Genomic DNA, 21,975 nt, shown 5'->3' with positions numbered 1-21,975 from the left:
CTCTAAAATACTGGAACGCCATGGGCTGTTTTGAAGCCAACAACGGTCTTCAAAACTGGCCTTGGCCTAAGTCTGAGTTAAGAACAACGACACGGCTGAGCATTTTAGAATTCAACACCTCGGCTAAATAACTGAACTGAAAATAATCAATTGATAATTTTTCAATCTCTGTTAGCTAACGTCGGGCGGCCCAGAATTGGCTCAGTGGTGTCGTTTATCTTAGTCGGTGTTCTTCCGACTTAGATAAAGCCCGGCTTGGAAGACCGAACTTTGGCTTCCAAACGCGGCCACCACGTTCCAGCCGATTCTGGGCCAACCAGAGTGGCAATCTAATCCAATCTAGCATCAAGCGTATTTAAAGCTAACTCAACCGATAAACCAGCAATTATCCAACAATTATTGCAATCGCTTACATTGTATGCTATATTTGACCTATCGGAAGAATCTAAGGTCAGTATCAACGTTACCCAATTGTTGTAACAAACCCGTCAAGTGATAGCTAGTGCAGTATACAGCGTTTCCGCTAATTTTCGGATAACCGACTGGCCAACTTCCATCTATTGATGGCACGAAATATCTGGGGAGAGCGTTAGCCGCCAATCAATACGCTCGAGGATCTGGATTGTGGATAAATGATATTTGGGGGATGAAGAATCCACACTAAATTTTAGTGATTCTTCCAAGAAATGGGCTCACTTTGTGGGTCCTTTTTTTAGTCTTAGGGTATGATGAACTTATCTAAATAGCTGAGGAGCTGAGAGCTGATGTATTACGTTGCAATGAAAGATCATGATATCGGTCGGAATTTGGCCACGGAACAATATTTGATGAATAATGTTGACTTTGATGAACCACTGGTCCTGTTCTATTATGAAGAACCAAGCATTATTGTTGGCCGTAATCAGAATACCTTGGAAGAAATCAATGCTGATTATGTCCGTGAACACCACATCACGGTGACGCGGCGATTATCTGGCGGAGGCGCCGTTTATCATGACCTCGGTAACCTGTGTTTCAGCTTTGTGGTCGACAGTGATAGTCAAGAGTTCGGTGATTTTAAGACGTTTACCAAGCCCATTATTGACGCGCTGCATGCGATGGGAGCCACTACGGCGACCGTTAGCGGGCGTAACGACTTGTTAGTCGATGGCAAGAAATTCTCTGGCAATGCCATGTATTCACGGAACGGCAAGACGTTCTCACATGGGACGTTAATGCTAAATGTTGACTTAGATGTGGTGCCGCATGCGTTGACCGTGCCGACTGATAAGATTGCGTCTAAAGGGATCAAGTCAGTGCGCAGTCGGGTCACAAATCTACGGCCTTATCTGGCACCAGAGTATCAAGCGATTACCGTTCCTGAATTCCGAGATACCTTATTGAAAAAACTATTTAAGGTCGATGATTTAGCAGAAATCGCTGATAAAGCCTACCAAGTCACGCCAGAACAACAAAAAGCCATTGATAAAATCTATGAAGACTATTATGCTAATTGGGATTGGGTTTACGGAAAGTCACCAGAATTCACGGTCAAACGGCGTCAACATTTTGATATGGGGACGATCGATGCGCGACTCTTGGTGGCAGATGGTCATATCCAACAAATTAAATTTTACGGTGATTTCTTTGGTAGTGGTGATGTGCACGATGTTGAGACGGCTTTAACGGGCCTACGGTATGATCATGATACGGTAGCTGAAAAGCTAGGTACGCTTGACTTGAATACGTACTTTACGGGGATCGCGCCCGCTGATATTACCAAGTTAATCACCGACTAAACGAAAGGGTGGTTGCGTGAAGTTAACTCGGCTAGTCGCATTTGCGTTTGTGTCATTTTTTTGTTACGGTATCGTCAATTGGCTGATGTCTGCTGGTCAACTACACTTATCGACAACGCACGTCTCAACGGCTCACATGTGGCAAGGATTACTAATCTCGTTAGTGCTGTACTTTATCGGCATTTTAGCGGTTTATGTTAATCGCATGTTAGGGTTCTATGCCTTGGGACTAGTATTGTTGATCTATTCATTAGGGTTGATTAGTGCATTGGTGTCCGGCTATCAAAGCATGGCTGGTATGGAAATTAAATTATTGCTAGAAGCGGTGGCGGCGATTGGCTTGGCTGTGAACTTTTATACAGTTGTCTTGTTGACGCGCTGGCGGAAGCAAACAAATTCATAAAGTGGGGGATACGATGCAACGCAATGTGCAAGATTTTATTGATGCCGTTACTGCTGAAGAGCTAACAACGACATCACTTAAGGGTGATTATGATCAGTTAACTGATCAATTGGCGACTTGGTTGAACGGCTTTTTAGATGCGGTTGCCAAGGATCAATTAGTCCAAGCCAACTTAACCACGGAACACGACCCAGCAATCAGCTTTCGGTTGGAAACGAGTGTGATTAACTTACCACTTGCGAATTTAACTGAGATTGGAAAAGTAACGGTCGCTGAAGACACGATGCCAATCAATCTTTACATGATTGCTGAATCTGAAGCCTTTCGTTCTGGCTTACGAATTGATGAACTTGGCAGTGCCGATGATGTCTTGGCGGACCGTGCGGGGGCTTTAAAATTATTGACCCCGTGGTTCGAAGCCCAGATTGATCGGTTGAATACGATTATGGATGCGGCTGAATAGACGAAACTTTTACAATAACTTTATAATAGCTTTACAATCAGCTGTTATGCTATGAGTTGTGTCAGAGCTAAGACAATACAATTTAACAAAAAATACCCACCCAACCAGGGAAGTGAAGCGCCGACTGGTTAAGGTGGGTATTTTTTATGAGTTGCTAGTGGTTAGATGATGACGCTTGATTGCTTGGTAGCCATAGCGCGCAGTGATTGGTAGGAAGATCAAGACCAACATGATCCAAGTAAAGTTGTTTTGAACAAACGGCCAATCACCGAAGTAATAGCCGCAGAAACAACAACTACCGACCCAGAGCAAGACACCAAGAAAGTTCCAAATCTCAAAGTGATGCCAATCCATGTCGGTTGTGCCGGCAATGACCGGGACGAATAAGCCGACAAATGGGATGAAGCGGCCCCACAGTAACGACGGCTTTTCATGGCGGTCGAATAGTGCTTTAGTGGTATCCAGTTTGCTGGAATTAAGGCTTTGATTCAAACGGGCATAGCGTTGATCAGCTTGCCGAGTGAGTTGATATTTCAACATCGCGCCGCCAGTAGCTGACAGGATAAAGACGACTAATAATAGCCAAATATTTAGTTTTGAATCGGCGTTAGCAGCAATCGAACTACTGAGAAAGAGTAAAGATTGACCAGGTAGAAATGCAAACGCCAGAAAACCCGATTCTAAAAAGATAATCATGAATAAAACCACGTACGACCAGCCACCGATTTGATTCGTGATGGTGACGAGAAAGTTCAGTGGTCGCATAAAAATGGTGATGACGGTCATCAACCATGTCATTGTTATACCCTCCCGTTAGTGTCCGGTTAAATATACCATGTTTAAGTCATATTGAAAAATAAATATTATTCAACTTGTTTTAAACTTTGCAGTGAGTTTACCTTATTGACTATATAAAACAATCCAAAGGTATGTACTTAATATTTATGAATGAAAACAGGATAATAATAGCTGTATATCAGTTTTAATATCTTGAAATGATAGATTTAATCAGCAAGTATTAAAATCAATTAGTATATAATTAAAATTATGTTAGCCCCGGATTGAAAAAATGAATTGATAATTACTTTAAAAACTTGTGGTATTTCTGAAAAGGTGTTAAAGTTACTACTGCGATGAGTCGATAGAGTCAGATCGTCAGTAATGGCGGTTCCGCGCGAGCGGCTAGTGACTAAATTGATAGCGGGGCATGTTTTTCCGACGTATTTCGGATTGCTTGGGTCACTGATGTTGTGGAACACATCACTCCTACTGGTTTTTACCAATACCGCGATTAAACGTGCCAACTGTATTTATACAGCTGGCGCGTTTTTTTTGCGAAAAAATCAGTCACTTAAGACTGACTTATAGTAAAATTAGGGTTAATTGAATTGGTTCTGGAGTAGAAAAGGGGCGGTATTTTGAAAAAAGCTGGGATAACCGTAATTGTATTAATTTTAGTTATTTTAGGTGGGTGGTTGATCTTACGGCCACGGCAAACGGCGACAACTAAACCGGTGACTGCGACTAGCACGAAAGTCAAAAAATCATCGTCATCAACAACTAGCAGTTCATCGTCAGTCAGTTCAAAAGCAATGAAGTCATCTTCAAGCAGCCATTCGGAGTCGGTGGATAAGTCCAATGTCCGGACAACCAAAGATAAACCGGCGACGGCGACCACGACTCAGCAGGCTGGAGTTGATACGAAGAACTTAACGACTGAACAGGTGAATGAGTGGGTCTGGTCAGATTTGCAGTCAAACTATGCAGGAAAAGGCATGACGATCCACGACTTCTTATTTGAGACTGAGATGAGAAATGACGGCTTAGTTTACATCAATGTGCGGGAAAATCATGACACTGAAGATATGAAAGCCCAAGGTGCTGATCCCCATGTTAATCCCATGATTGCTTACTATCGAATTAGTAAGCAGGGATATTTGGAAAACTCTGGTGATGCCGGCGTTCATTGGGATGTGGTTTCAAGGACTTATCAAAATTAATGAAATTAGTTACTAAAGACTAAGAATCAGTCATCACTGAATGCAGGTTTAGTGATGACTGATTTTTTGAGTCAATTGATTGCTGGGTTTCGACTGGTAGGGCATATCGAGGATGAGTTGTTAGCTGAGTAGGTTGTGTTTACTGCCAGAGTAGTGAATAATGAATGCTTGGGGGTGAACGAGATGCAAAAGTTTGTTCAAGGGACACGTCAGGTATCTGGTTGGGTTACGCTGATTTGTGCGGTCTTGGGACCATGGGTGATGTTTTTTATGCAGCAAGGTGTCGGCATGGTGATCGGTATTTTTAGTGTTATTGCTTGTGAGCTTTATTTTGATTTAAAATGGACGACTTCGCGCTGGGGGCAACTGAAAGCGTTGGTTATGGCGGCTGGCTTAGCAGTTATTGAGATCATTTACTTTTTGCTAGTCGCTGGAATTGGTCATTATTGAGACTAATTAGTTGCCTTAGAGTAGGACTAAGGGCCTAAGCTAGGGACAGTTAATTAGAGGAGGACTTTAAATGACCACAATTACAGAAACATTTACGTTAAATAATGGCTTAAAAATGCCAAAAGTTGGTTTTGGAACTTGGCAGACAAAGCCAGGGAAAGAAACTTACGATGCTGTTAGCAATGCTTTGAAAGCGGGTTACCGGTTTATCGATACCGCGAAAGCTTATCAAAATGAACAGAGTGTCGGTGAAGCGTTAGCGGACGCCGATGCTGATCGCCATGATGTCTTTGTTCAGACGAAGTTACCTGGTGAGACGAAGACTTATGAAGAAACTTTGGCGGATTTCGATAGTAGTTTAAAGGCATTGAACTTAGATTACGTTGACTCTTATATTATCCACGCGCCATGGCCATGGGCACAGATGGGGTCTAACCATGATGCGGAGAATCGTGAGGTCTGGCGGGCGATGCAAGATATTTATGCTAGCGGCCGGGCCAAAGCCATTGGGGTTTCGAATTTCAATTCGGCTGATTTAGAAAACTTACTGACTTGGGATGGGATGACGGTTAAGCCGACTGTTGACCAGATTCAATACTATGTTGGCCACACGCAAGAAACAATCGTTGAAACGGCGAAAGCCAATCAGATCGTGGTGCAAGCTTATTCGCCGTTAGCAACGGGCGGCTTGCTCAGCAGTCCGGAACTCGAACGGGTCGCTGACAAGTACCACGTTTCAGTGCCACAATTAGCGTTACGCTTCATTATTCAAAATGGCGTGGCGCCTTTACCAAAAGCACGGGCAATGGCGCACGTTGAAGCCAACACAAAGCTCGATTTTGAGATTAGCGATGCTGATATGACGATGCTTAATCGATTAACTGATAAAAATGGCTGGCATCCAGTGGGTGACTAAGCTTTAACAAGCAGGGATTGGCGGCAATTTTAACCAGTACCGGGCGTACGTTATTGTTTTATTTATCAAGACGGCTGATTGGAATTTTTTCAATCAGCCGTCTTTTTTAATGCAGTCGTCATTGAAACGGCCTTAATTTAAAAAACGACCAAGTGCTAGAATCCATGGTATGATGATTTGGGGATTAAAATACGACTTTCCTAACTATAGGGGGATGAAACATGTATCAAGTATTGACTGATTCAGAGTGTGATCTACCAGCGGCAGTTTTAGCGGCGGGTAATGTGGCTGCGATTAGTTTTCATACCAAGCTAGGCAATCAAGATTTAATCAATGATTTTGGGAGAAGTTATGACATCAATGAGTTCTATCAAAAGATTCGAACCGGGACGATGCCGACGACGACCCAAGTTAATATCGGAGAGTACGTGGCCTTCTTTAAGCCATATGTTGAACGGCAACAGCCGATTGTCTACGTTGGCTTTTCTGGTGGCCTCAGTGGTTCAATGTCGAGTGCTCATCAAGCCCGCGCAATGCTATTAGAAACGTATCCGGATGCCGATATTCGGATTGTGGACACCTTGGCAGCTAGTGGTGGTGAAGGGTTGTTAGTGTTACAAGCCATCAAATTACAACAAGCTGGGGCGACGTTAGATCAATTCGTCAATTGGTTTGATGAGAATAAGCTACGCCTGCAATCGTGGTTTACGGTTGATAATTTAAATTATTTGTATCACGGTGGTCGCATTTCCAGAACATCCGCTGCGTTAGGAACGTTACTGAAAGTTAAACCCATCTTGGATGTTGATCCCGATGGTAAGTTACGCCAGGTGTTTAAGACAAGAACGCGGAAGAAATCCTTGTTTGAACTCGCGGATAAAACGCTAGCGGCGATGCAAAGTGACCCTGATCAACCAGTGATTGTAACGACTAGTGGCGATTATGCGGCGGCCGAAGTCGTTAAAGCACGGATTATCGAAACTATCAGTACGGCGGATGTGCAGATTTATCCGATTGGCATGACGATTGCCAGCCATACCGGTTTTGGTTGTGTAGCGGCCTTTGCGATGGGTGATCAACTAAGAAATTAAGCGATTATTCTAAAGAAAACATTACTTTTGAGTTGCGAGGGTGCTTAACCGGCACCTCGCTTCTTTTGTTAATCGGTGGTGTTACTAGCCAATTAAAGCGTTAAACGCGTACAATTAAATTAAGTTTTAGTTGAGATGAGGATAACCATATGGAAACTAATTTATATTTATCGACTTTTACGATTTTAATTGCGGTCGCTGTCAGTAATTTATTGGCGCAAGGACTGAAAAAATAGCGTCAACCTATGTCAATCTGGCAGTCAGCATCTTGGTCAGCTTATTGCCGTTTACGAATGCCACCGTCTTGAACTTTGATAATGAGATCTTTATGACGGTTGTGATTGCACCGCTACTTTTCTTTGAAGGTCAGAATACGCGGGTTTTAATTGTTCGACGAAAGTTAAAGTTGATCTTAAGTACGGCAGTCGGCTTGGCGGTCGCAATTGCGATTATTGTTGGACTAGCCGTGCACGTTTTAGCGGCAGTTGCGTGGCCGTTAGCGTTGATAGGCTATCAGTGCGCCGACCGATGCCACCGCGTTAGATTCCGTTACGGGTGGTCGTGACTTGCCTGCTCACGTTGGCACAGTCTTACGAATGGAAGCATTGTTCAATGATGCGACCGGCTTGATTATCTTACAGGCCGGTGTCTTGTGGTACACCAGTGGGCATCTGGCATTGGGTCAGAATCTGTTGGCCTTTTTATGGTCAGCTGGTGGTGGGGTGCTCTTTGGCGCTGGCGTGGCCTTTTTGCTCATGTTAGCGCGACAGGCGTTGTTGCGATCGCGCTGGAATTTTGCGTCATCACAAATTATTACCTACTTAATGACACCAATTCTTATTTATTTGGTAGCTGAGCTAGGTCAATTGTCTGGCATCATTGCGGTGGTCAGTGCGGGATTGGTCTACAATGGCGAGGCCCAACGTAGCCGCTTCTTTGATCCCCGTCAATTTCATTTGTCAGTTCAACTGATTAACTTTGGTACTGAAATTTTGAATAGTTTTGTCTTTGTGGTTTTAGGGATTTTGTTGGCCCGAATTATGATGGGGTATCAAGCAGGGTCGATGCGTTGGCTGTGGTTAGGCCTATTAATTTATGGACTGGCATTGGTTTTACGATATGGCTATGCACGGCTGATTCATCTAGCCCAGTCACACGCGGTGATCTTTGCGCTAGGTGGCGTGCATGGCACTGTGACATTAGCCTTGGCACTATCCGTGTCGGTCTTGACGGCGGCCGTGTGGGCGAGTGTGACTTATGACTTATGCGACCAATTACGGCAAAATAAGTTAAGTCGCTTCTTACAACAGTGGGGATAGAGTCGTTGGGAGCCGGTGTTATTTACCGGTGATGAAGCCCTACAAGAGCGGCGTGCGTTGATGTATGCCTTTGATGCGGAACGGCAGTACCTGTATGATTTAGCCTTGGAGCATCGGTTTGATACGAAGACGATTTATAAGTTGTATAGTGGAATCTTGTTGGCGGAATCATTAGTTTTAGATCCAGCTAATCAAGCAGAGTAAATAAAAACCGTTAGTCCAGCGTGAATCCTTGGGCTAACGGTTTTAACTATGGTTGAACTTCTTCCGCATCACGAACATTGGAAGGCACAAAGTCATCGGATTTATGATTGATCAGTACATCGGCGTAATGATCAACTTTGACATTAATGGTCTTCAAATGATTTTGTAAATCATTGATTTCTTCTAGTGTTCGGGATTGTTGGGCTTTCATCATTTCATAGCGTTCAGGAACGGTACTTTCGCCTTCTTGAACAAGGTCTAAGTAATGTTGAATCCGTTCCACGGGCATCCCAGTTGAACGTAGGCAGATAATCAAGTGTAACCATTCTAAGTCGGAGTCTTCAAAGACCCGATTATTGTTCGCGTCACGTTTGACGAATGGTAACATGCCGTGATCGTGATAGTAGCGAATACTGTAAGTTGAGACGTTCATCTTTTTAGCAACTTCTTGAATTGAATAGGACAACTCGAACCCTCCTCGAAAAATAACAGTAACAATAAGTATCATTCTAACGCGTCGTCACAACGATTACAAGCATTAGGCCGTAATCTAAAAACTAGCCTCTGGTTACAGTAAGTCTAATCAAACTGGATTAAGGTTTCCTAAGAAATAAAGCTTGCGAGTTGCCTTCTAGTAGTCCTAAGGTGCTAAGCTGGGATTATCAAATTTGAGGTAGGGTGGTGATGAACGTGTGGCAATATGCCGTTCAAAAGACTGGTCATGATTTTGAGCCGATTAGCAAGTGGGCTAGCGATGCACAGGCCGCTATTGCACAACTGAAAGCCCGGGGTGATGTTGATTTATTGGTTTGGAATACGGCCACGGATGCGAGTGACATTTATCCACAGTATACCTTGGCCGATTTGGTCACACAGGTTGATCACACCGCCTATGCGCGGTTGCTAGAACGATTAGCAACCATGGTGGACAAAGCAGGCCTACCCGTGACGGTACCATTGCAGCGACAGTGGTATTTGACTAGCTATGTGGCAGCATTTAGCCATCAGTCCTTACTGAACACGGCGGCCGCCTTGCTGAGCTTAACGGTTTTGCAACTAAAAACGCCACCGCTAGCATTAGCCACCGCCGCGCAATCACAATTACGTGGTTTGGCTGATCAAGCCCGCTGTTGGTTGTTGGCGGCACAGGTGAGTGATTTACAATTGATTGCGACCAATAAACCGTTAGCCACGCTCTTGACACACTTGATCGAACAAACGCCGGACTTAGACTATTGTTGTATTACTGGAAAAGCGGTTGGTTGGGAATTAGCGAATGATGCGTACTGGCTCAGTCAGGTGGAAAGTCCGACTTTTACGCTTGAACAGTTGCAAACGCCCGTCGCATACCGCCTAATTCGGGCCGCTTATTTAGAACGATCTTTAGGATAAAAGTTAAAAAGGACTTGTCTTATAGTAAGTCTAAGGGGGTACACTTAGATTATTGAGATGAGGGAGTGAATTACCGTGAATTTTGAAACAGGTTCCGTGATTCAGATGCAACTGCCAGCGCAGCCAGTTCGGATGGTTGCGCGTGATAGTCGTGATGCGTATTTACGGCAGCAACAATTAATCTTAACGGCGCGGTTGCAACAGTTGCAAAGTCAAGCTAAGGTTAACCGTGAACTTTTGGCAGCCTTGTTAACTGACTTAAATCGAGTACAACGACAATTAGCAGGATAGTTATTTAGGAAAAAATGAAAAGTGTGGCTTTTTTTGACGGACAGTGGTTAGTAGTTAGCTGCTGTCGTTTTTGAATGATAGTTGGTTCGGATAATGATTTGGATTGGTAAAACTTGACGAATCTGACGATTAGAGTAAGATGAGAATATAATTAAAAAACATGTTGATGAGAAGAGTAGTCATGTTAAGCAACAACAGGAAGCCGTACTAACTGAGAAGCGGCGTTGTCAGAGATGATGAAGATGAGCTCGGAATGCCTAGTGATGGTAGCAATGCTGTCCTAGCGGCACTGGCCGATACCCCAGCGAGTTGTGAAAGCAACTTAACAAGTGTAGCCGGGCGACCGGTTATAAAACTTGGGTGGTAACACGCGTGTGCGTCCCTGGTCCTAGATTGTTAGGACTGGGGATTTTTTTATAGAGTGTGAGCGAGGGCGGGAGTTTCTGAGCATTAGCCTAGCTAGTCAATTATCCGGTGGTTTTCCGGATGGTTGGCTGGCGTAGCTAAGCGGAGGGAACTGCCCGAGCGAACACGTTTCAGCCCACAAATTCCCCACCAACCAGCAAAAAAGAGAAAGAGGACCCAACTATGACAAAATCAACCAACAATCAACTGCACATTGAAACCTTACTAGCTCAAGCCGGCAATCGAACTGACGATGAAAAGACCGGCGCCATCTCCGCACCTATCTACTTATCCACAGCATATCGTCATGCCGGTCTTGGCCAATCAACGGGCTTTGACTATCCACGAGAAGCGCAACCAACCCGATGTATCTTGGAAAAGACGTTAGCCCAACTTGAAAATGGGGTCGCCGCATTTGCCTTGTCGTCAGGAATGTCAGCGATTCAACTCGTCTTTACCTTATTTAATAGTGGGGACCGCATTATTATTTCTGATGATTTATACGGTGGGTCGTATCGGTTCTTCGACTTGTTACATGACCATTATCACTTAGAATTTTCCGTGTGGGATGGGCAAGACCAACAAGCCTTGGCCGATGCGATTGATGAGCAAACGGTGGCCCTCTGGCTAGAAACGCCGTCTAATCCGACGATGAAAGTGATCGACATTGCGGCTACTGCTAAGACGACTAAAGCGCATGGCATTAAGTTAATTGTGGATAACACGTTTTATACCCCGTTAATTCAAAAGCCGCTTGATCTGGGAGCGGACATCGTAGTGCATTCAGCCACCAAGTATTTAGCTGGTCATAATGATATTTTAGCGGGGGCCGTAGTGGCGAAGCACCAAGCCGATGCGGACCAACTTGAATTTAACTTGGTCACGACCGGGGCGGTCCTTGATCCGTTTGATTCATGGCTATTGCTCCGGAGTTTGAAGACGTTGCCGTTACGGATTCGCCAGCATGAAGCTAATGCACAAACGTTGGTCAACGTGTTAACCGCTAATCCCCATGTGGATAAAGTGTTATATCCTGGGCGCGGTGGGATGATTAGCTTTTACTTAGCTGACGGTGTGGATGTGGATAAGTTTTTACAAGCCTTACAAATCGTGTCGTTTGCGGAAAGTCTAGGTGGGGTTGAGAGTTTAGTTACCGTACCTGCCGTGCAAACACACGCGGACTTGAGTGAAGCTGAACGCCAAGCTAAGGGGATTACTGCGAACTTGCTGCGATTATCCACTGGCTTGGAAAATACAGTTGACTTAGAGGCCGATATCGCGCAAGCTTTAGCTAAAGCTGCTAAATAAGCTAAAAGTGTTAGGCAAAAGCCTTTACTTACTTTTAGTATGTGGTAAACTTAGATTATTGAAACGATATTGACAATACGGAGGCATTTACAATGGCAACAGCAACTTTAAGCAACGAAGAAATTCGCGAACGCATTAAGACCGGCAAGCACATGTTATTCTTCACGGCGGACTGGTGCCCTGACTGTGCATTCATCAAGCCAGTTATGCCTGACATTGAAGCAAAGTATGACCAATATGATTGGATCACGGTTGACCGTGACGCCAACATTGATATCGCCCAAGATATGGGTGTGATGGGCATTCCAAGTTTCGTCGGGATTGAAGATGGCCAAGAAACTGGGCGTTATGTGGATAAGTTCCGCAAGACCCAAAAACAAGTTGAAGATTTCTTAGATTCACTTGAAAAATAAGACTAAAGAAAGCGTTAATTGTGGATAAGTTCATCCGCAATTAACGCTTTTTGATTGGTTTGTCGTAAATTCTCTGATACACTATTAAAGATTAATTCTGGCAAAGAAATGGTGATAATAATGACAACGACAAGTTTTGAAGATGTAATCGTCCGCGCTACGACGCTCGACGACTTACCGGTACTCCACGTGTTTGCGGCTAGTCAAGCTCAGACGAAGCTTCCAACCATTATTGATTATCATGGCTGGACCACGCCGACCTCATCCGAATTAGTGGCCAGTTATCCACTAGTGCAGGCTGGGTTTCGGGTCATTTTACCGACCGCTTACTTACATGGCAGTCGGACTGATGGGACGAACTTAGACCATCATCCCGAACGTTTTTGGGAAATTGTTGGCCATTCAGTGGCAGAATTCCCGCAACTAGTCGACTCGCTGGTAAGTCGCGGCTTAACCGATCCTGACCGAATTGGGGTCATGGGGACTTCGATGGGCGGGATTACCGCTGCAGGCGTGATGGCGACCCAGCCGACTGTTGTGGCCGGGGTGTCATTGATTGGGTCCCCGGAACCGGTGGCGTTTGCTAAAGACCAAGTCGCGCAGATTCCGGCTGAACTGTTGGCTCAATTACCAGCGGAGCTATTAACTAAGACGTATGCGCAAATCGATCAATTTGATTTGTCAGCGCATGCCGATCGGTTAGCTGGTCGTCCGATGTTTTTCTTTAATGGGACGGCGGATCAGATGGTCCCTTATAAATATGTGCATGATTTTGAACAACGTTTTGGGGATACCCCAGCGTTAGCGCAAACCGAATTCCACCACGCTGATGGTGGGGTTCACCATGTGCCGCATAAGATGCATGCCGCGGCCGTGGACTTTTTGTACAAGTACGTTAAAAAGTAAACCTTATCCACTGTGGATAATTAAGCCCGACAATTCTTGAACTTTCGAGAATTGTCGGACTTTTTTGACTAAATTTAACTTAATGATGGATACTTGTTTTAATGACGCGATATAAGCCGATACCTAAAACAAGCGGTAAGGCGACCACCATTAAAAGACCATGTACAAATAACCGTAAAGAGATATTAATCAGGTCATCTCGGCGTTCATTTTGAAAGTTCAGATCATATTTGTTCTTAATGGGATTAAGCTCATTATTGTGATTGTCTTGTAATTCAAGTTCTGAAGATTTAGTTGCCAATGATTGGCTTTTAAAGTGGTTACGGCGCCATTTAGGAAACCAATGCATTAAGAGCGGATAAGCGATTAGGTAGGTGAGGGTTAGATAGCCATTGGCCAGATTCCAGGTTAAGTGAAAGCTACCATCCGGATTAGCCGTTACGAAATAGAAAAGAATGATGAAAAGTGGCAGCGTACGAGCATAGTCGCGTAGTAGCCATAAACCAGGGTTTGCTTTCATCTGCACGCCTCCTTGATTGGGACTTAGTTACCATTATTATACAGGCTTAAAAATTTAATTATCAACAGACTAGGTTTTAATTCTAAGATAATTAACAAGTCCGGTTGATGGGTGATAATCAGGGAATGCCCTTATACTAAGCTCAAACCCATTTGTGCGACCTAGTAACCGTAAATGTTGGTTAATAAATTAGTGATTATGTTATCATCTAATTGTGTACAATTAAACGATGCTCCGGGGAAACTTGGTTAGGATAGCATCGGCACAGCTAGGGGTTGGCTGATTGTCGCTAGTTGCTTAGCTTACTTGGCTGAACACTGGGTAACAATGGTGTTGGGCCAAGCTTTGGAGGATGGCATGGGAAAGTTAATGGTGGTTTTACCAACCGGGGTGCTAATAGGTATCTTGGGTTTAGGTTGGTGGTTACATTTGCAAGGTCAAGCTAATGGAGATTCCTTGGTTGCGATGAGCTTAGCTAGTCTAGGCGTGTACCCGGTTATTGCTATATTTGTGGTTGGTATCCCTAAGATGGTTTCGGGGGATAAGGTGTATTCAGTTAGTGAAAAGTGGTTTTACGGTTATTTAATTGGCCTGGAAATTGTCGCGATTTTAGTTGCCCTGTACTTGATGGGGCATAATTGAAAGTAGGCGATGAATATGTTGAAAGCAGCGCGCTGGCGGTTATGGACAGTGTTACTAAGTGGCTTAAACATCATGTTATTAGGTTGGTTATGGTTGCCAGCAAAGTTACATTTACCGAAAGTGACGTTAACCTTGCATTTACTTGTACCAATCACTACGGTCTATCTGTTGTCCTTAATTGCGCCGTTTGTCTTAGCTAAAAGTTATCAGTGGCAGCGCTGGCAAGTGGCGATGCACTGGGCAATCGGCTGGGCCGCTTATAGTTTAGCCGTCGTTTTATTGCCGGGCTTGTTTCGCACCGCTAATCAGGCGGCGATCGGACTAGGCTTGGTATTTGGTGTCGCCGGTTTACTTTGTGTCGATGCGCCACGCAATCATACGCTGGGGATTCGGGTACCATGGACCTATCAATCGCCAGCAATCTGGCGAAAAACGAACACGTTGGGCGGTTGGTTGTTTGTGGCAGGTGGCTTATTAGGTATTGCATTAAGTAGTTTGGATGTTGCCTTAACACCGGTATTGATGGTTGGGTTGGCATTGCTGTCCGGTGGGGGCGCAGTTGGGTACGCGTACTGGTTAGCACATCGGCCACCTCATCATTTGATTTGAATTAAAGATAGAAAAAGCGCTGGTTACGGTAGCTCATTGAGCTTTCGTAACCAGCGTTTCTTGTAAAGATGGGTCATTGTTTAGTAGTTCGTTTTATTCCATGTGCGCTAAGACTGACAATACGGGTAAGGTAACTGGTGAAAAATAATTGTTCCATTATAGACACCTGTTAATTAACGACGGGCGGCCCAGAATTGGCTCAGTGGTGTCGTTTCACTTAGTCGGTGGTTTTCCGGCTTAGTGAAAGCCCGGCTTTCGAGACCGCACTATGGCTCGAAAACGCGGCCACCACGTTCCAGCCGATTCTGGACCAACCAGAGTGGACGTTTAATCTAATAAAGTTTAGCGTACGACATAGACTTGGTCATGAATGAGATCAAATGGCCGGTAGTGAGCATTCAATTTGTCCACGGCAGCACCGTCTTGATAAATTGCTTGGTCCCAGAACTGTTTGGACCCAGTAGCGCCATACTGTTCACCGATACAAATCAATGGCACTTGGTGGTCACTGGCACGTATTGCTTGAAGTAAGTCCCAGTCAATGGTCAGCTTATCGGGTGACCACGACATGATGACGTAATCGATATCGCCAGCATACTTTTCAAACGCATTAACGGCATCAAGGCCTTCAATCGTAGTGACCGGATGCTTGCCAGTCTGATTATCAGCTTCCTTGGTCCAAGCCTTGGAGTCAGTCGTGATAATACGTTGTTGCGGGTTTAAGTTTTGCAGGCCTTTAGAGATATAGCCATTCCCCGCCATGACTTCCAAGACAGGCCGGTCGCCGACGAATTCAGCGAGGTCTTTTAAGAACGGTGCGTTAATGTAAGCCCACATGCCGTATTGATCTTCAATATAGTCGCGAAAGTCACGTAACAACTGGTCGACTTTTGGCAAGGCCGCTGAAAGCCGGTCCCATTCCGCATCGCCAGCGGGATCGTGGGGGGCGTAAGTGGCGTTAATCCGTGTCATCAATTGATCTTGAAAGTCGTCTGGCACTTGTAAGACCGGCAACGGCTGCGGTGCCAAGCCGGCTGCTAACAAGCGATCTGCTTCGAGGACGTTGTTAATTAAGACGAGGACTTGTGGGTCATCTTTAAAAAGCGCTCGGTATTTGGTCATTTGCGCAATATAAGGGACGGCTTTTTTAGCGGTCGTTTTTTTAAGTCGCTTTTTTAATTGTTTGAGTTGCTTGGGTTTCATGTGGAAAACTCCTAATTATCAAAATGTAAATCTAGTTCTTCTTGTCCATCAGCGTCAGGGGTGACCCGTTGTTGACGACCATGGAGATAACCGTTCATTAATTGGAAGAGTTCATAGCGATCTTCACTCGATAACCGTTCTTGATTAAAGGTTAGGGGCTTACCGGATAAGAAAATCCGGCCTAAGTCATATTCTTCTTGGTCAGCCCGGCCAGATAAATAATCGGTCGTGACGTGGAAAAATTCGGCCAGTTTACGGACTTCTAAGTAAGACGGTGTCCGTAAATTGCGTTCCCAATTACCAATCTGAGCGGCGGTGTTTTTGCGATGGGTTAATTCAGTGTCCGGCAAATGATTGAGGGCCTCGGCTAATTGGCCGAGTGTCATCTTTTGCCCGCGGCGTAAAGCTCTTAAACGTTCTGGAAACATCTACTCACATCCATTTCTTCATCATAATAATGGCGCGGATAAGGCCATAAATTCATCAATATCACGTTTGATCAAGGCAACCCCAGCTTGCCAAAAGTCCGGTTTCGTCAAGTCGACGCCGAGGTGCTTTTTCGCTAGATCCTCAGTTGACATATTGGCAGTGTCGCGGAGTAAGGCGATATAGCGGTCTTCGAAGTCCGGCTGTTGCTTTGCTTGCGCATACAAGCCCAGGCTAAAGAGATAGCCAAAGGTGTATGGGAAGTTGTAAAACGGCACATCGGCGATATAAAAGTGCAGCTTGCTGGCCCAAAACATTGGGTGATAGGTGGTCAAAGCGTTGCCATAGGCGGTCTTTTGTGCCGTTAACATCAGGTCTGACAATTCAGCCGGGGTGACCACGTGCTGTTGTCGAGCTTGATAAAAGCTGGTTTCAAATAAATAACGGGCCCGAATATCCAAGAACATCGCTAATGGATTTTGCATCTTAGCATCCAATAAGTTCAACTTGGTGGCAGTATCGGGAGCGGCCTTAACGTTGGCATCGGCGACGATTAATTCCGCAAAAGTGGAGGCCGTCTCAGCGACGTTCATGGCGTAGTCTTGACGCCAAAGCGGTAAGTCTTTAATCACGTCGGCGTGGAAGGCATGCCCCAGTTCGTGCGCTAACGTGGCGGTATCGTTCGGCGAGCCGGTAAAGGTCATAAAGATCCGTGATTCACCAGTTTCTGGCAAGTTATCCATATAACCGCCCGGACGTTTATTCGGCCGATTCTCAGCTTCGACCCAGCGATGATCAAGCGCATACTTAGCTAACTTAGCCATTTTAGGACTAAAGGTCTGGAAGTGGGTAATTACGAAGTCGGCCGCTTGATCATAAGTCATCGTATTAGTGGCGGTCCCTAGCGTCAGCGGGGCTTCCACATCTTGCCAGTCGAGCTGGGTCTTGCCCATTAACGCGACTTTGCGCTTTAAATAATGTAGTAATAGCTCCTGACTGTTGGCGACAACTTGATACATTGTGTCCAACGTTGCTTGACTCATCCGGTTTAGTTCAAGCGGTTTGCGTAAGAAGTCGGTTGTCCCGTGGGCTTGATAATTCTGCAGTCGAAAGCCGGCTAAATGGTTTAACGTATCCGCAAAAGGCGCGGCATTTTGTTGCCAAGCCGTTTCCCAGTTGGCCATCAGCTTAGCGCGTTGCTGATTTGGCATGGCGGCTGCCAGCATATTTTGTGCTTGGCCCGCGGATAACTGGTGAACTTGACCCGCGTCATCGTTATAAGGAACGGTCATTTGACTAACTAACGTATCGTAATGGTCGCTCCAACCTTGAAAGCCATCGACCGCTAAGTTGTTGATCAAAGCTTCCGTCTGGTCATCGAGTAAGGCCAAGCCTTGTTTGCGCATTTCGGTTAAGTTAAAGGCAATTGGTTGTAGTGCCGGTTGGCCGATAATTTTCGTGAAAGTCTCTTGTGATAGCGCAACGAGCTTCTTCTTGAATTGTGTCATCAGGTTTTCATGCTGATTATCAAGTTGGTAAAGCTGATTTAAAACGGTTCCCGCTTTGGTGTTGCTGGCATCGGCGGATTGGATTGCCACGACAAAGACTTCACTTTGCTGTAATCCCGCTTCGATATGTTGCAAGTCCGTCACGATTTGTAAAAACCAGTCGTAAGCTGGCGTATCAGCGTCGGCGCGCCAGTTGGTTAAGGTCGTCTGCGTATCATGTAATTGGTGTTTAATGGTGGTCAGCTTAGTGACTAAGGCTGGTGAGTCGATACCACCAGCGAAGATCGTGTCTAAGTCCCACGTTTCTGAATAATGCATCGTTTGTCCTCCGATATGCGGGATGGTTGTGGTTGACTAAGGCTTAACCGCAAACATCCTCTAGTTATCTTCAATTATAAACGTTATCATGTTGGTAGTGGCAATATTTCTATCGAAAAAGACATAAGGTTGGCGGAAATGATGAAAAAATGGTGGATAACGCTGGGCGTCTTGATTTTAATTGTTGGTGGCGGTCTGATTGGGGCCGGAAGTTATTTTTATCACGTGGCGATTGCGCGCGGGGATAAGGCTTTTGTGACCCAGAGTACGACGCTATCAAAGCGGAGCCCCGTTTATCGGGAAAAGTATTGGTATGCGCATGTTAAGAAGCAGACTTGGCACATCACTTCAAAGGACCAATTGAAGTTAGTGGCTTGGTACGTTCCCAAGGCCGGGTCAAACAAGACAGTTGTGTTAGCGCATGGCTTTGCGGGCAATAAATCATTGATGGGCGCGTGGGCTGGCATGTATCATGAGCTGGGCTACAATGTCCTGGTGCCAGATGCCCGCGCGGCCGGTGCGAGTCAAGGTCAGGCCGTGGGTTATGGCTGGCTAGAACGTCAAGATGATTTGCAATGGGCGAAGACGGTGGTTCAACGGACTAAGACAACGCAGATCGTGATGAGTGGCATCAGTATGGGAGCGGCTGGGATGACGATGGCGAGCGGTGATCCACAATTACCGCAGATCAAAGCTTATGTGGTTGATAGTCCGTTCACAAGTGCCAAGGCAATCATTAGTTACCAAGCTGGTCAACTCTATCATTTACCAGCCTTTCCATTGGTCGATGTGACGAGTGGCATTACGAAGTTACGGGCTGGCTATACATTCGGTGAAGCCGATGCCGTTGCACAGATTCGCAAGAACCATCTGCCAATTATGATTATTAGCGGAACGAAGGATACCTTTGTGCCAACTAAGATGGGGCAGACGCTTTATCGCAATGCGCATCAACCGAAAGAACTCTGGTTAGTCAAAGGCGCGGCGCACACGACAGCGATTACGCATGGGTATCAGACTTATAAACAGCATGTGCGGGCGTTTTTGGCCCAATATGTGAATTAATTAATGACGAACTAGTTGGTGAAACTGGTTCGTTTTTTTTGTTGATGTTGCTTGCCACTCTGGTTGGGCCAGCATTGGCTGGAACGTGGTGTCGTTTGACTAACCCGGAAAAGTCACCGGCTAAGTCAAACGACACCACTGAGCCAATGCTGGCCCGCCCGGCGTTGACTAACTGGAGACATGGAGCTGTCCTGTAAGGATAGATAACAATGGTAGTGACTAAAGTTTGAGTTTGTGTTCAAGTATTAGCAGTTATTTTTGGTTGAGAAGAGATTATTTAGCTGAAATAATTTAAAGGAAGAAAATTAGCGCAGGGCGGGCTGGATTGACGCTGGAACGTGGTGGCCACGTTCCAGCGTCAATCCAGCCCAACCGTAGCGGCAACTTTATCCTTGCCAAGGGTTCACTCTGATGTTATAGTGTAATAGTAAAATATAACACTAGGGAGGTAGAACAAATTGAAATTTGACGACAAGATCCCGATTTACTATCAAATCAAAAATTATCTGTATCATGAGATGCTGACGGGCACGTTGAATCCTGGCGACAAATTGCCGGCAGTCCGCCAATTAGCGGTCGACTTGACAGTCAATGTCAATACCGTACAACGGGCGCTTAGCGAGATGATTACGGAGGGAACAATCGAATCGCAACGGGGCAAAGGTAACTTTGTCACGGCCGATACGACCCGATTAGCCCAACTAAAGGAGCAGTTAGTGATGACGCAATTGGCACAGGTCTACGAGCAACTACACGCATTGAATTTAACTGATGAGGAGATTATCGCGAGTTTGAAACGGTATATCGAACAGAAAGGGGCAGGGCAAAATGTCTAATGTTTTAGCTATTCAAGGATTGACGTATAAGCGCAATCAAAAATTAATTTTAAAAAATATTGATCTAACTTTGGAGACCGGGAAAATCGTGGGGTTACTTGGTGAAAATGGCGCCGGTAAAACCACGCTGATGCGCTTGATTACTGGGAGTGCCCAAGGGTCTGGCGATATAATGGTCGGTGATACCACGACGGCCACGGCGCGTAAAGCGCACGTTAGCTTTTCTGAACAGTTACACGGTTTCAACAAGAACACGAAGATTAGTCGCGTCGTTGACTTCTACCAAACCGTCTACTCTGATTTCGATTTGAGCCGTTATCATGAATTAGCTGATTTCTTACAGCTGAACGGCGAGTTGAAGCTATTAGCGTTGTCTAAAGGAATGCGTGAAAAGTTAATTATTGCGTTGACGTTAGCGCGCCAGACTGACTTATACTTGTTGGATGAACCGTTTGGCGGGATTGATAGCATGAGTCGTAAGAAAATCATTAGTAGTATTATTCAGTGGAAGCCGGATAATGCCACGATGCTAATCAGTGATCATTATGTGACTGAAATCGCGCCAATCTTAGATGAAATCGTGGTTGTTAAGGATCAGACGATTGCGGTACACCAAAAGACCGATACCATTCGGAGTGAGTCTGGGATGGATATTGAAGATTATTATGAAAGTTTGTATGCGGGGGGTGTCGACCATGACTAAGATGAGCGCTTTATTTAAAACGATGGGCTGGACGAAGTTTCGGCAAATGAATCAAATGATTCTGCTGGAACTGATTGCGGTGGCGGTTACTGGGATTTGGACGGCCATTAAGGGACATTTTAACTTAGCCACGCTATTTTACTTAACCACGAGCTGGTCAATGCTGCCTTATGTCGTTGGGTTTATCCTGCTGGCGGTCAGCACGGAAAAAGCGTATACGGCAGATACGTTCCGACTGATTCCGATTGAAGAAACGCGGTTTTATCTGATGAACTTATTGTCATCACTAGCCGTATTGGTTTATTTCATGATCGTCCAGGCGGTGCTATATGGCCTGACACTCTGGTTAGGCTGGTCACGGATTAGTGGCATGCTGCCACCGATGATGGCGGTGAACACGAATGTTGCTACGCCGGTACTAGTGATGCTATTGGTTAGCTTAATGACCGCGTTACTCATTTGGAGCACGATTTCATTTGTGCATTTAGTGACGAGTGCCACCAGTAACTTCTTGCCGAAATTCCGGCAACGGGCGTTAAACGTGGTCGTATATGTCATCGTTATCTTCATCACGATGCGCGTTGCTGGCTTCATCGTGCATGGGGTTGCTTGGTTTGCCCGGATTACCTTTAATGGGACTGACTTGGGTCAATTCTGGTTGGCACTAGCGGCAATGGCCGTTGTCATCTTGATTGAAAGCATTTTAAACGTCTTCTTATTGAAGAAGTGGGTTGAAACCGCAGCTAATTAGTGAGTCAAAAAACGTGTTCGGATTTTTCCGAACACGTTTTTTTTGACGGTTTTAA

Annotated in this window: 27 protein-coding genes; 21 read left to right on the top strand and 6 right to left on the bottom strand. The window is 45.3% G+C overall.

Going from position 1 to position 21,975, the window contains the following annotated elements:
* Positions 1-764: 764 nt before the first annotated feature.
* Genes FFM77_RS06735 through FFM77_RS06725 form a run of 3 tightly spaced genes read left to right on the top strand, consistent with a single transcriptional unit; the run spans position 765 to position 2,644 of the window.
* A complete protein-coding gene (locus FFM77_RS06735; protein WP_137635001.1) occupies positions 765-1,778 on the top strand; it encodes a lipoate--protein ligase in 1,014 nt (337 codons plus the stop codon).
* A 16-nt stretch (positions 1,779-1,794) separates the two neighbouring features.
* Entirely contained in the window at positions 1,795-2,181 is a 387-nt protein-coding gene (locus tag FFM77_RS06730) for a hypothetical protein (protein WP_137635000.1), read from the top strand.
* Between the two features lie 13 nt (positions 2,182-2,194).
* On the top strand, positions 2,195-2,644 hold the full coding sequence (locus FFM77_RS06725; RefSeq protein ID WP_137634999.1) for a hypothetical protein: 450 nt from the start codon (positions 2,195-2,197) through the stop codon (positions 2,642-2,644).
* Between the two features lie 144 nt (positions 2,645-2,788).
* Here the strand turns inward: FFM77_RS06725 and FFM77_RS06720 are convergent, their stop codons facing one another.
* Entirely contained in the window at positions 2,789-3,442 is a 654-nt protein-coding gene (locus tag FFM77_RS06720; RefSeq protein WP_223876798.1) for a VTT domain-containing protein, read from the bottom strand.
* A gap of 620 nt (positions 3,443-4,062) precedes the next feature.
* Between FFM77_RS06720 and FFM77_RS06715 the strand changes: the two genes are divergently transcribed.
* From FFM77_RS06715 to FFM77_RS14160, 7 genes are all read left to right on the top strand, one after another.
* The gene (locus FFM77_RS06715; protein ID WP_137634998.1) at positions 4,063-4,644 is read left to right on the top strand and encodes a hypothetical protein; all 582 of its coding nucleotides are present in this window, start codon (positions 4,063-4,065) and stop codon (positions 4,642-4,644) included.
* 183 nt (positions 4,645-4,827) lie between these two features.
* A complete protein-coding gene (locus FFM77_RS06710) occupies positions 4,828-5,094 on the top strand; it encodes a hypothetical protein (protein WP_137634997.1) in 267 nt (88 codons plus the stop codon).
* A 70-nt stretch (positions 5,095-5,164) separates the two neighbouring features.
* The gene (locus FFM77_RS06705) at positions 5,165-6,010 is read left to right on the top strand and encodes an aldo/keto reductase family protein (protein WP_137634996.1); all 846 of its coding nucleotides are present in this window, start codon (positions 5,165-5,167) and stop codon (positions 6,008-6,010) included.
* 221 nt (positions 6,011-6,231) lie between these two features.
* Complete coding sequence (locus FFM77_RS06700; RefSeq protein ID WP_137634995.1) at positions 6,232-7,101, top strand: DegV family protein; 870 nt, start codon at positions 6,232-6,234, stop codon at positions 7,099-7,101.
* A 268-nt stretch (positions 7,102-7,369) separates the two neighbouring features.
* The gene (locus tag FFM77_RS14170) at positions 7,370-7,666 is read left to right on the top strand and encodes a hypothetical protein (RefSeq protein WP_223876797.1); all 297 of its coding nucleotides are present in this window, start codon (positions 7,370-7,372) and stop codon (positions 7,664-7,666) included.
* Position 7,667: 1 nt separating this feature from the next.
* Positions 7,668-8,420, top strand: coding sequence for a cation:proton antiporter domain-containing protein (locus FFM77_RS14165; RefSeq protein ID WP_263390725.1), 753 nt, complete (start codon positions 7,668-7,670; stop codon positions 8,418-8,420).
* A 15-nt stretch (positions 8,421-8,435) separates the two neighbouring features.
* Positions 8,436-8,624: a hypothetical protein gene (locus FFM77_RS14160; RefSeq protein ID WP_223876796.1), complete on the top strand. Its 189-nt coding sequence runs from the start codon at positions 8,436-8,438 to the stop codon at positions 8,622-8,624.
* A gap of 46 nt (positions 8,625-8,670) precedes the next feature.
* Here the strand turns inward: FFM77_RS14160 and FFM77_RS06690 are convergent, their stop codons facing one another.
* Positions 8,671-9,090 (bottom strand): MerR family transcriptional regulator, encoded by a 420-nt coding sequence (locus FFM77_RS06690; protein WP_137634994.1) that lies wholly within the window; start codon positions 9,088-9,090, stop codon positions 8,671-8,673.
* Between the two features lie 215 nt (positions 9,091-9,305).
* Here FFM77_RS06690 and FFM77_RS06685 point away from each other — a divergent pair, with 215 nt between their 5' ends.
* From FFM77_RS06685 to FFM77_RS06665, 5 genes are all read left to right on the top strand, one after another.
* On the top strand, positions 9,306-10,016 hold the full coding sequence (locus FFM77_RS06685; RefSeq protein ID WP_137634993.1) for a hypothetical protein: 711 nt from the start codon (positions 9,306-9,308) through the stop codon (positions 10,014-10,016).
* 75 nt (positions 10,017-10,091) lie between these two features.
* A complete protein-coding gene (locus tag FFM77_RS06680) occupies positions 10,092-10,307 on the top strand; it encodes a hypothetical protein (protein ID WP_137634992.1) in 216 nt (71 codons plus the stop codon).
* Between the two features lie 588 nt (positions 10,308-10,895).
* The gene (locus FFM77_RS06675) at positions 10,896-12,020 is read left to right on the top strand and encodes a PLP-dependent transferase (RefSeq protein ID WP_137634991.1); all 1,125 of its coding nucleotides are present in this window, start codon (positions 10,896-10,898) and stop codon (positions 12,018-12,020) included.
* Positions 12,021-12,112: 92 nt separating this feature from the next.
* Positions 12,113-12,433 (top strand): thioredoxin family protein, encoded by a 321-nt coding sequence (locus tag FFM77_RS06670; protein WP_137634990.1) that lies wholly within the window; start codon positions 12,113-12,115, stop codon positions 12,431-12,433.
* 120 nt (positions 12,434-12,553) lie between these two features.
* Positions 12,554-13,339 carry an alpha/beta fold hydrolase gene (locus tag FFM77_RS06665; RefSeq protein WP_137634989.1) on the top strand — a complete coding sequence of 262 codons (786 nt, stop codon included), beginning with the start codon at positions 12,554-12,556 and terminating at the stop codon, positions 13,337-13,339.
* A 79-nt stretch (positions 13,340-13,418) separates the two neighbouring features.
* Here the strand turns inward: FFM77_RS06665 and FFM77_RS06660 are convergent, their stop codons facing one another.
* A complete protein-coding gene (locus FFM77_RS06660; RefSeq protein ID WP_137634988.1) occupies positions 13,419-13,859 on the bottom strand; it encodes a hypothetical protein in 441 nt (146 codons plus the stop codon).
* Positions 13,860-14,216: 357 nt separating this feature from the next.
* On the opposite strand from FFM77_RS06660, the gene FFM77_RS06655 reads away from it, so the two are divergent.
* Both FFM77_RS06655 and FFM77_RS06650 read left to right on the top strand, forming a co-directional pair.
* Entirely contained in the window at positions 14,217-14,501 is a 285-nt protein-coding gene (locus FFM77_RS06655) for a LasU family protein (protein ID WP_137634987.1), read from the top strand.
* A 15-nt stretch (positions 14,502-14,516) separates the two neighbouring features.
* Entirely contained in the window at positions 14,517-15,110 is a 594-nt protein-coding gene (locus FFM77_RS06650) for an SdpI family protein (RefSeq protein ID WP_171001570.1), read from the top strand.
* Between the two features lie 342 nt (positions 15,111-15,452).
* Here the strand turns inward: FFM77_RS06650 and FFM77_RS06645 are convergent, their stop codons facing one another.
* Genes FFM77_RS06645 through FFM77_RS06635 form a run of 3 tightly spaced genes read right to left on the bottom strand, consistent with a single transcriptional unit; the run spans position 15,453 to position 18,565 of the window.
* Complete coding sequence (locus FFM77_RS06645) at positions 15,453-16,313, bottom strand: SAM-dependent methyltransferase (protein ID WP_137634985.1); 861 nt, start codon at positions 16,311-16,313, stop codon at positions 15,453-15,455.
* A gap of 11 nt (positions 16,314-16,324) precedes the next feature.
* Positions 16,325-16,741 carry a helix-turn-helix domain-containing protein gene (locus FFM77_RS06640; RefSeq protein ID WP_137634984.1) on the bottom strand — a complete coding sequence of 139 codons (417 nt, stop codon included), beginning with the start codon at positions 16,739-16,741 and terminating at the stop codon, positions 16,325-16,327.
* 21 nt (positions 16,742-16,762) lie between these two features.
* Complete coding sequence (locus FFM77_RS06635) at positions 16,763-18,565, bottom strand: M3 family oligoendopeptidase (protein ID WP_137634983.1); 1,803 nt, start codon at positions 18,563-18,565, stop codon at positions 16,763-16,765.
* Between the two features lie 141 nt (positions 18,566-18,706).
* On the opposite strand from FFM77_RS06635, the gene FFM77_RS06630 reads away from it, so the two are divergent.
* The 4 genes from FFM77_RS06630 (at position 18,707) to FFM77_RS06615 (ending at position 21,920) form a co-directional block, all read left to right on the top strand.
* Complete coding sequence (locus FFM77_RS06630) at positions 18,707-19,630, top strand: alpha/beta hydrolase (protein WP_137634982.1); 924 nt, start codon at positions 18,707-18,709, stop codon at positions 19,628-19,630.
* A gap of 458 nt (positions 19,631-20,088) precedes the next feature.
* On the top strand, positions 20,089-20,466 hold the full coding sequence (locus tag FFM77_RS06625; protein WP_137634981.1) for a GntR family transcriptional regulator: 378 nt from the start codon (positions 20,089-20,091) through the stop codon (positions 20,464-20,466).
* Entirely contained in the window at positions 20,459-21,169 is a 711-nt protein-coding gene (locus FFM77_RS06620) for an ATP-binding cassette domain-containing protein (RefSeq protein ID WP_137634980.1), read from the top strand. The genes FFM77_RS06625 and FFM77_RS06620 overlap by 8 nt, the downstream gene beginning before the upstream one ends.
* The gene (locus tag FFM77_RS06615) at positions 21,162-21,920 is read left to right on the top strand and encodes an ABC transporter permease (protein ID WP_137634979.1); all 759 of its coding nucleotides are present in this window, start codon (positions 21,162-21,164) and stop codon (positions 21,918-21,920) included. Before FFM77_RS06620 ends, FFM77_RS06615 begins: the two co-directional genes overlap by 8 nt.
* The last annotated feature ends 55 nt before the right edge of the window (positions 21,921-21,975 follow it).

This window comes from Lactiplantibacillus songbeiensis, assembly GCF_005405125.1.
Taxonomy (GTDB): Bacteria; Bacillota; Bacilli; order Lactobacillales; family Lactobacillaceae; genus Lactiplantibacillus; species Lactiplantibacillus songbeiensis.
Note: the sequence above shows the minus strand (reverse complement) of the source record. Positions and strands in the feature narration are given on the sequence as shown.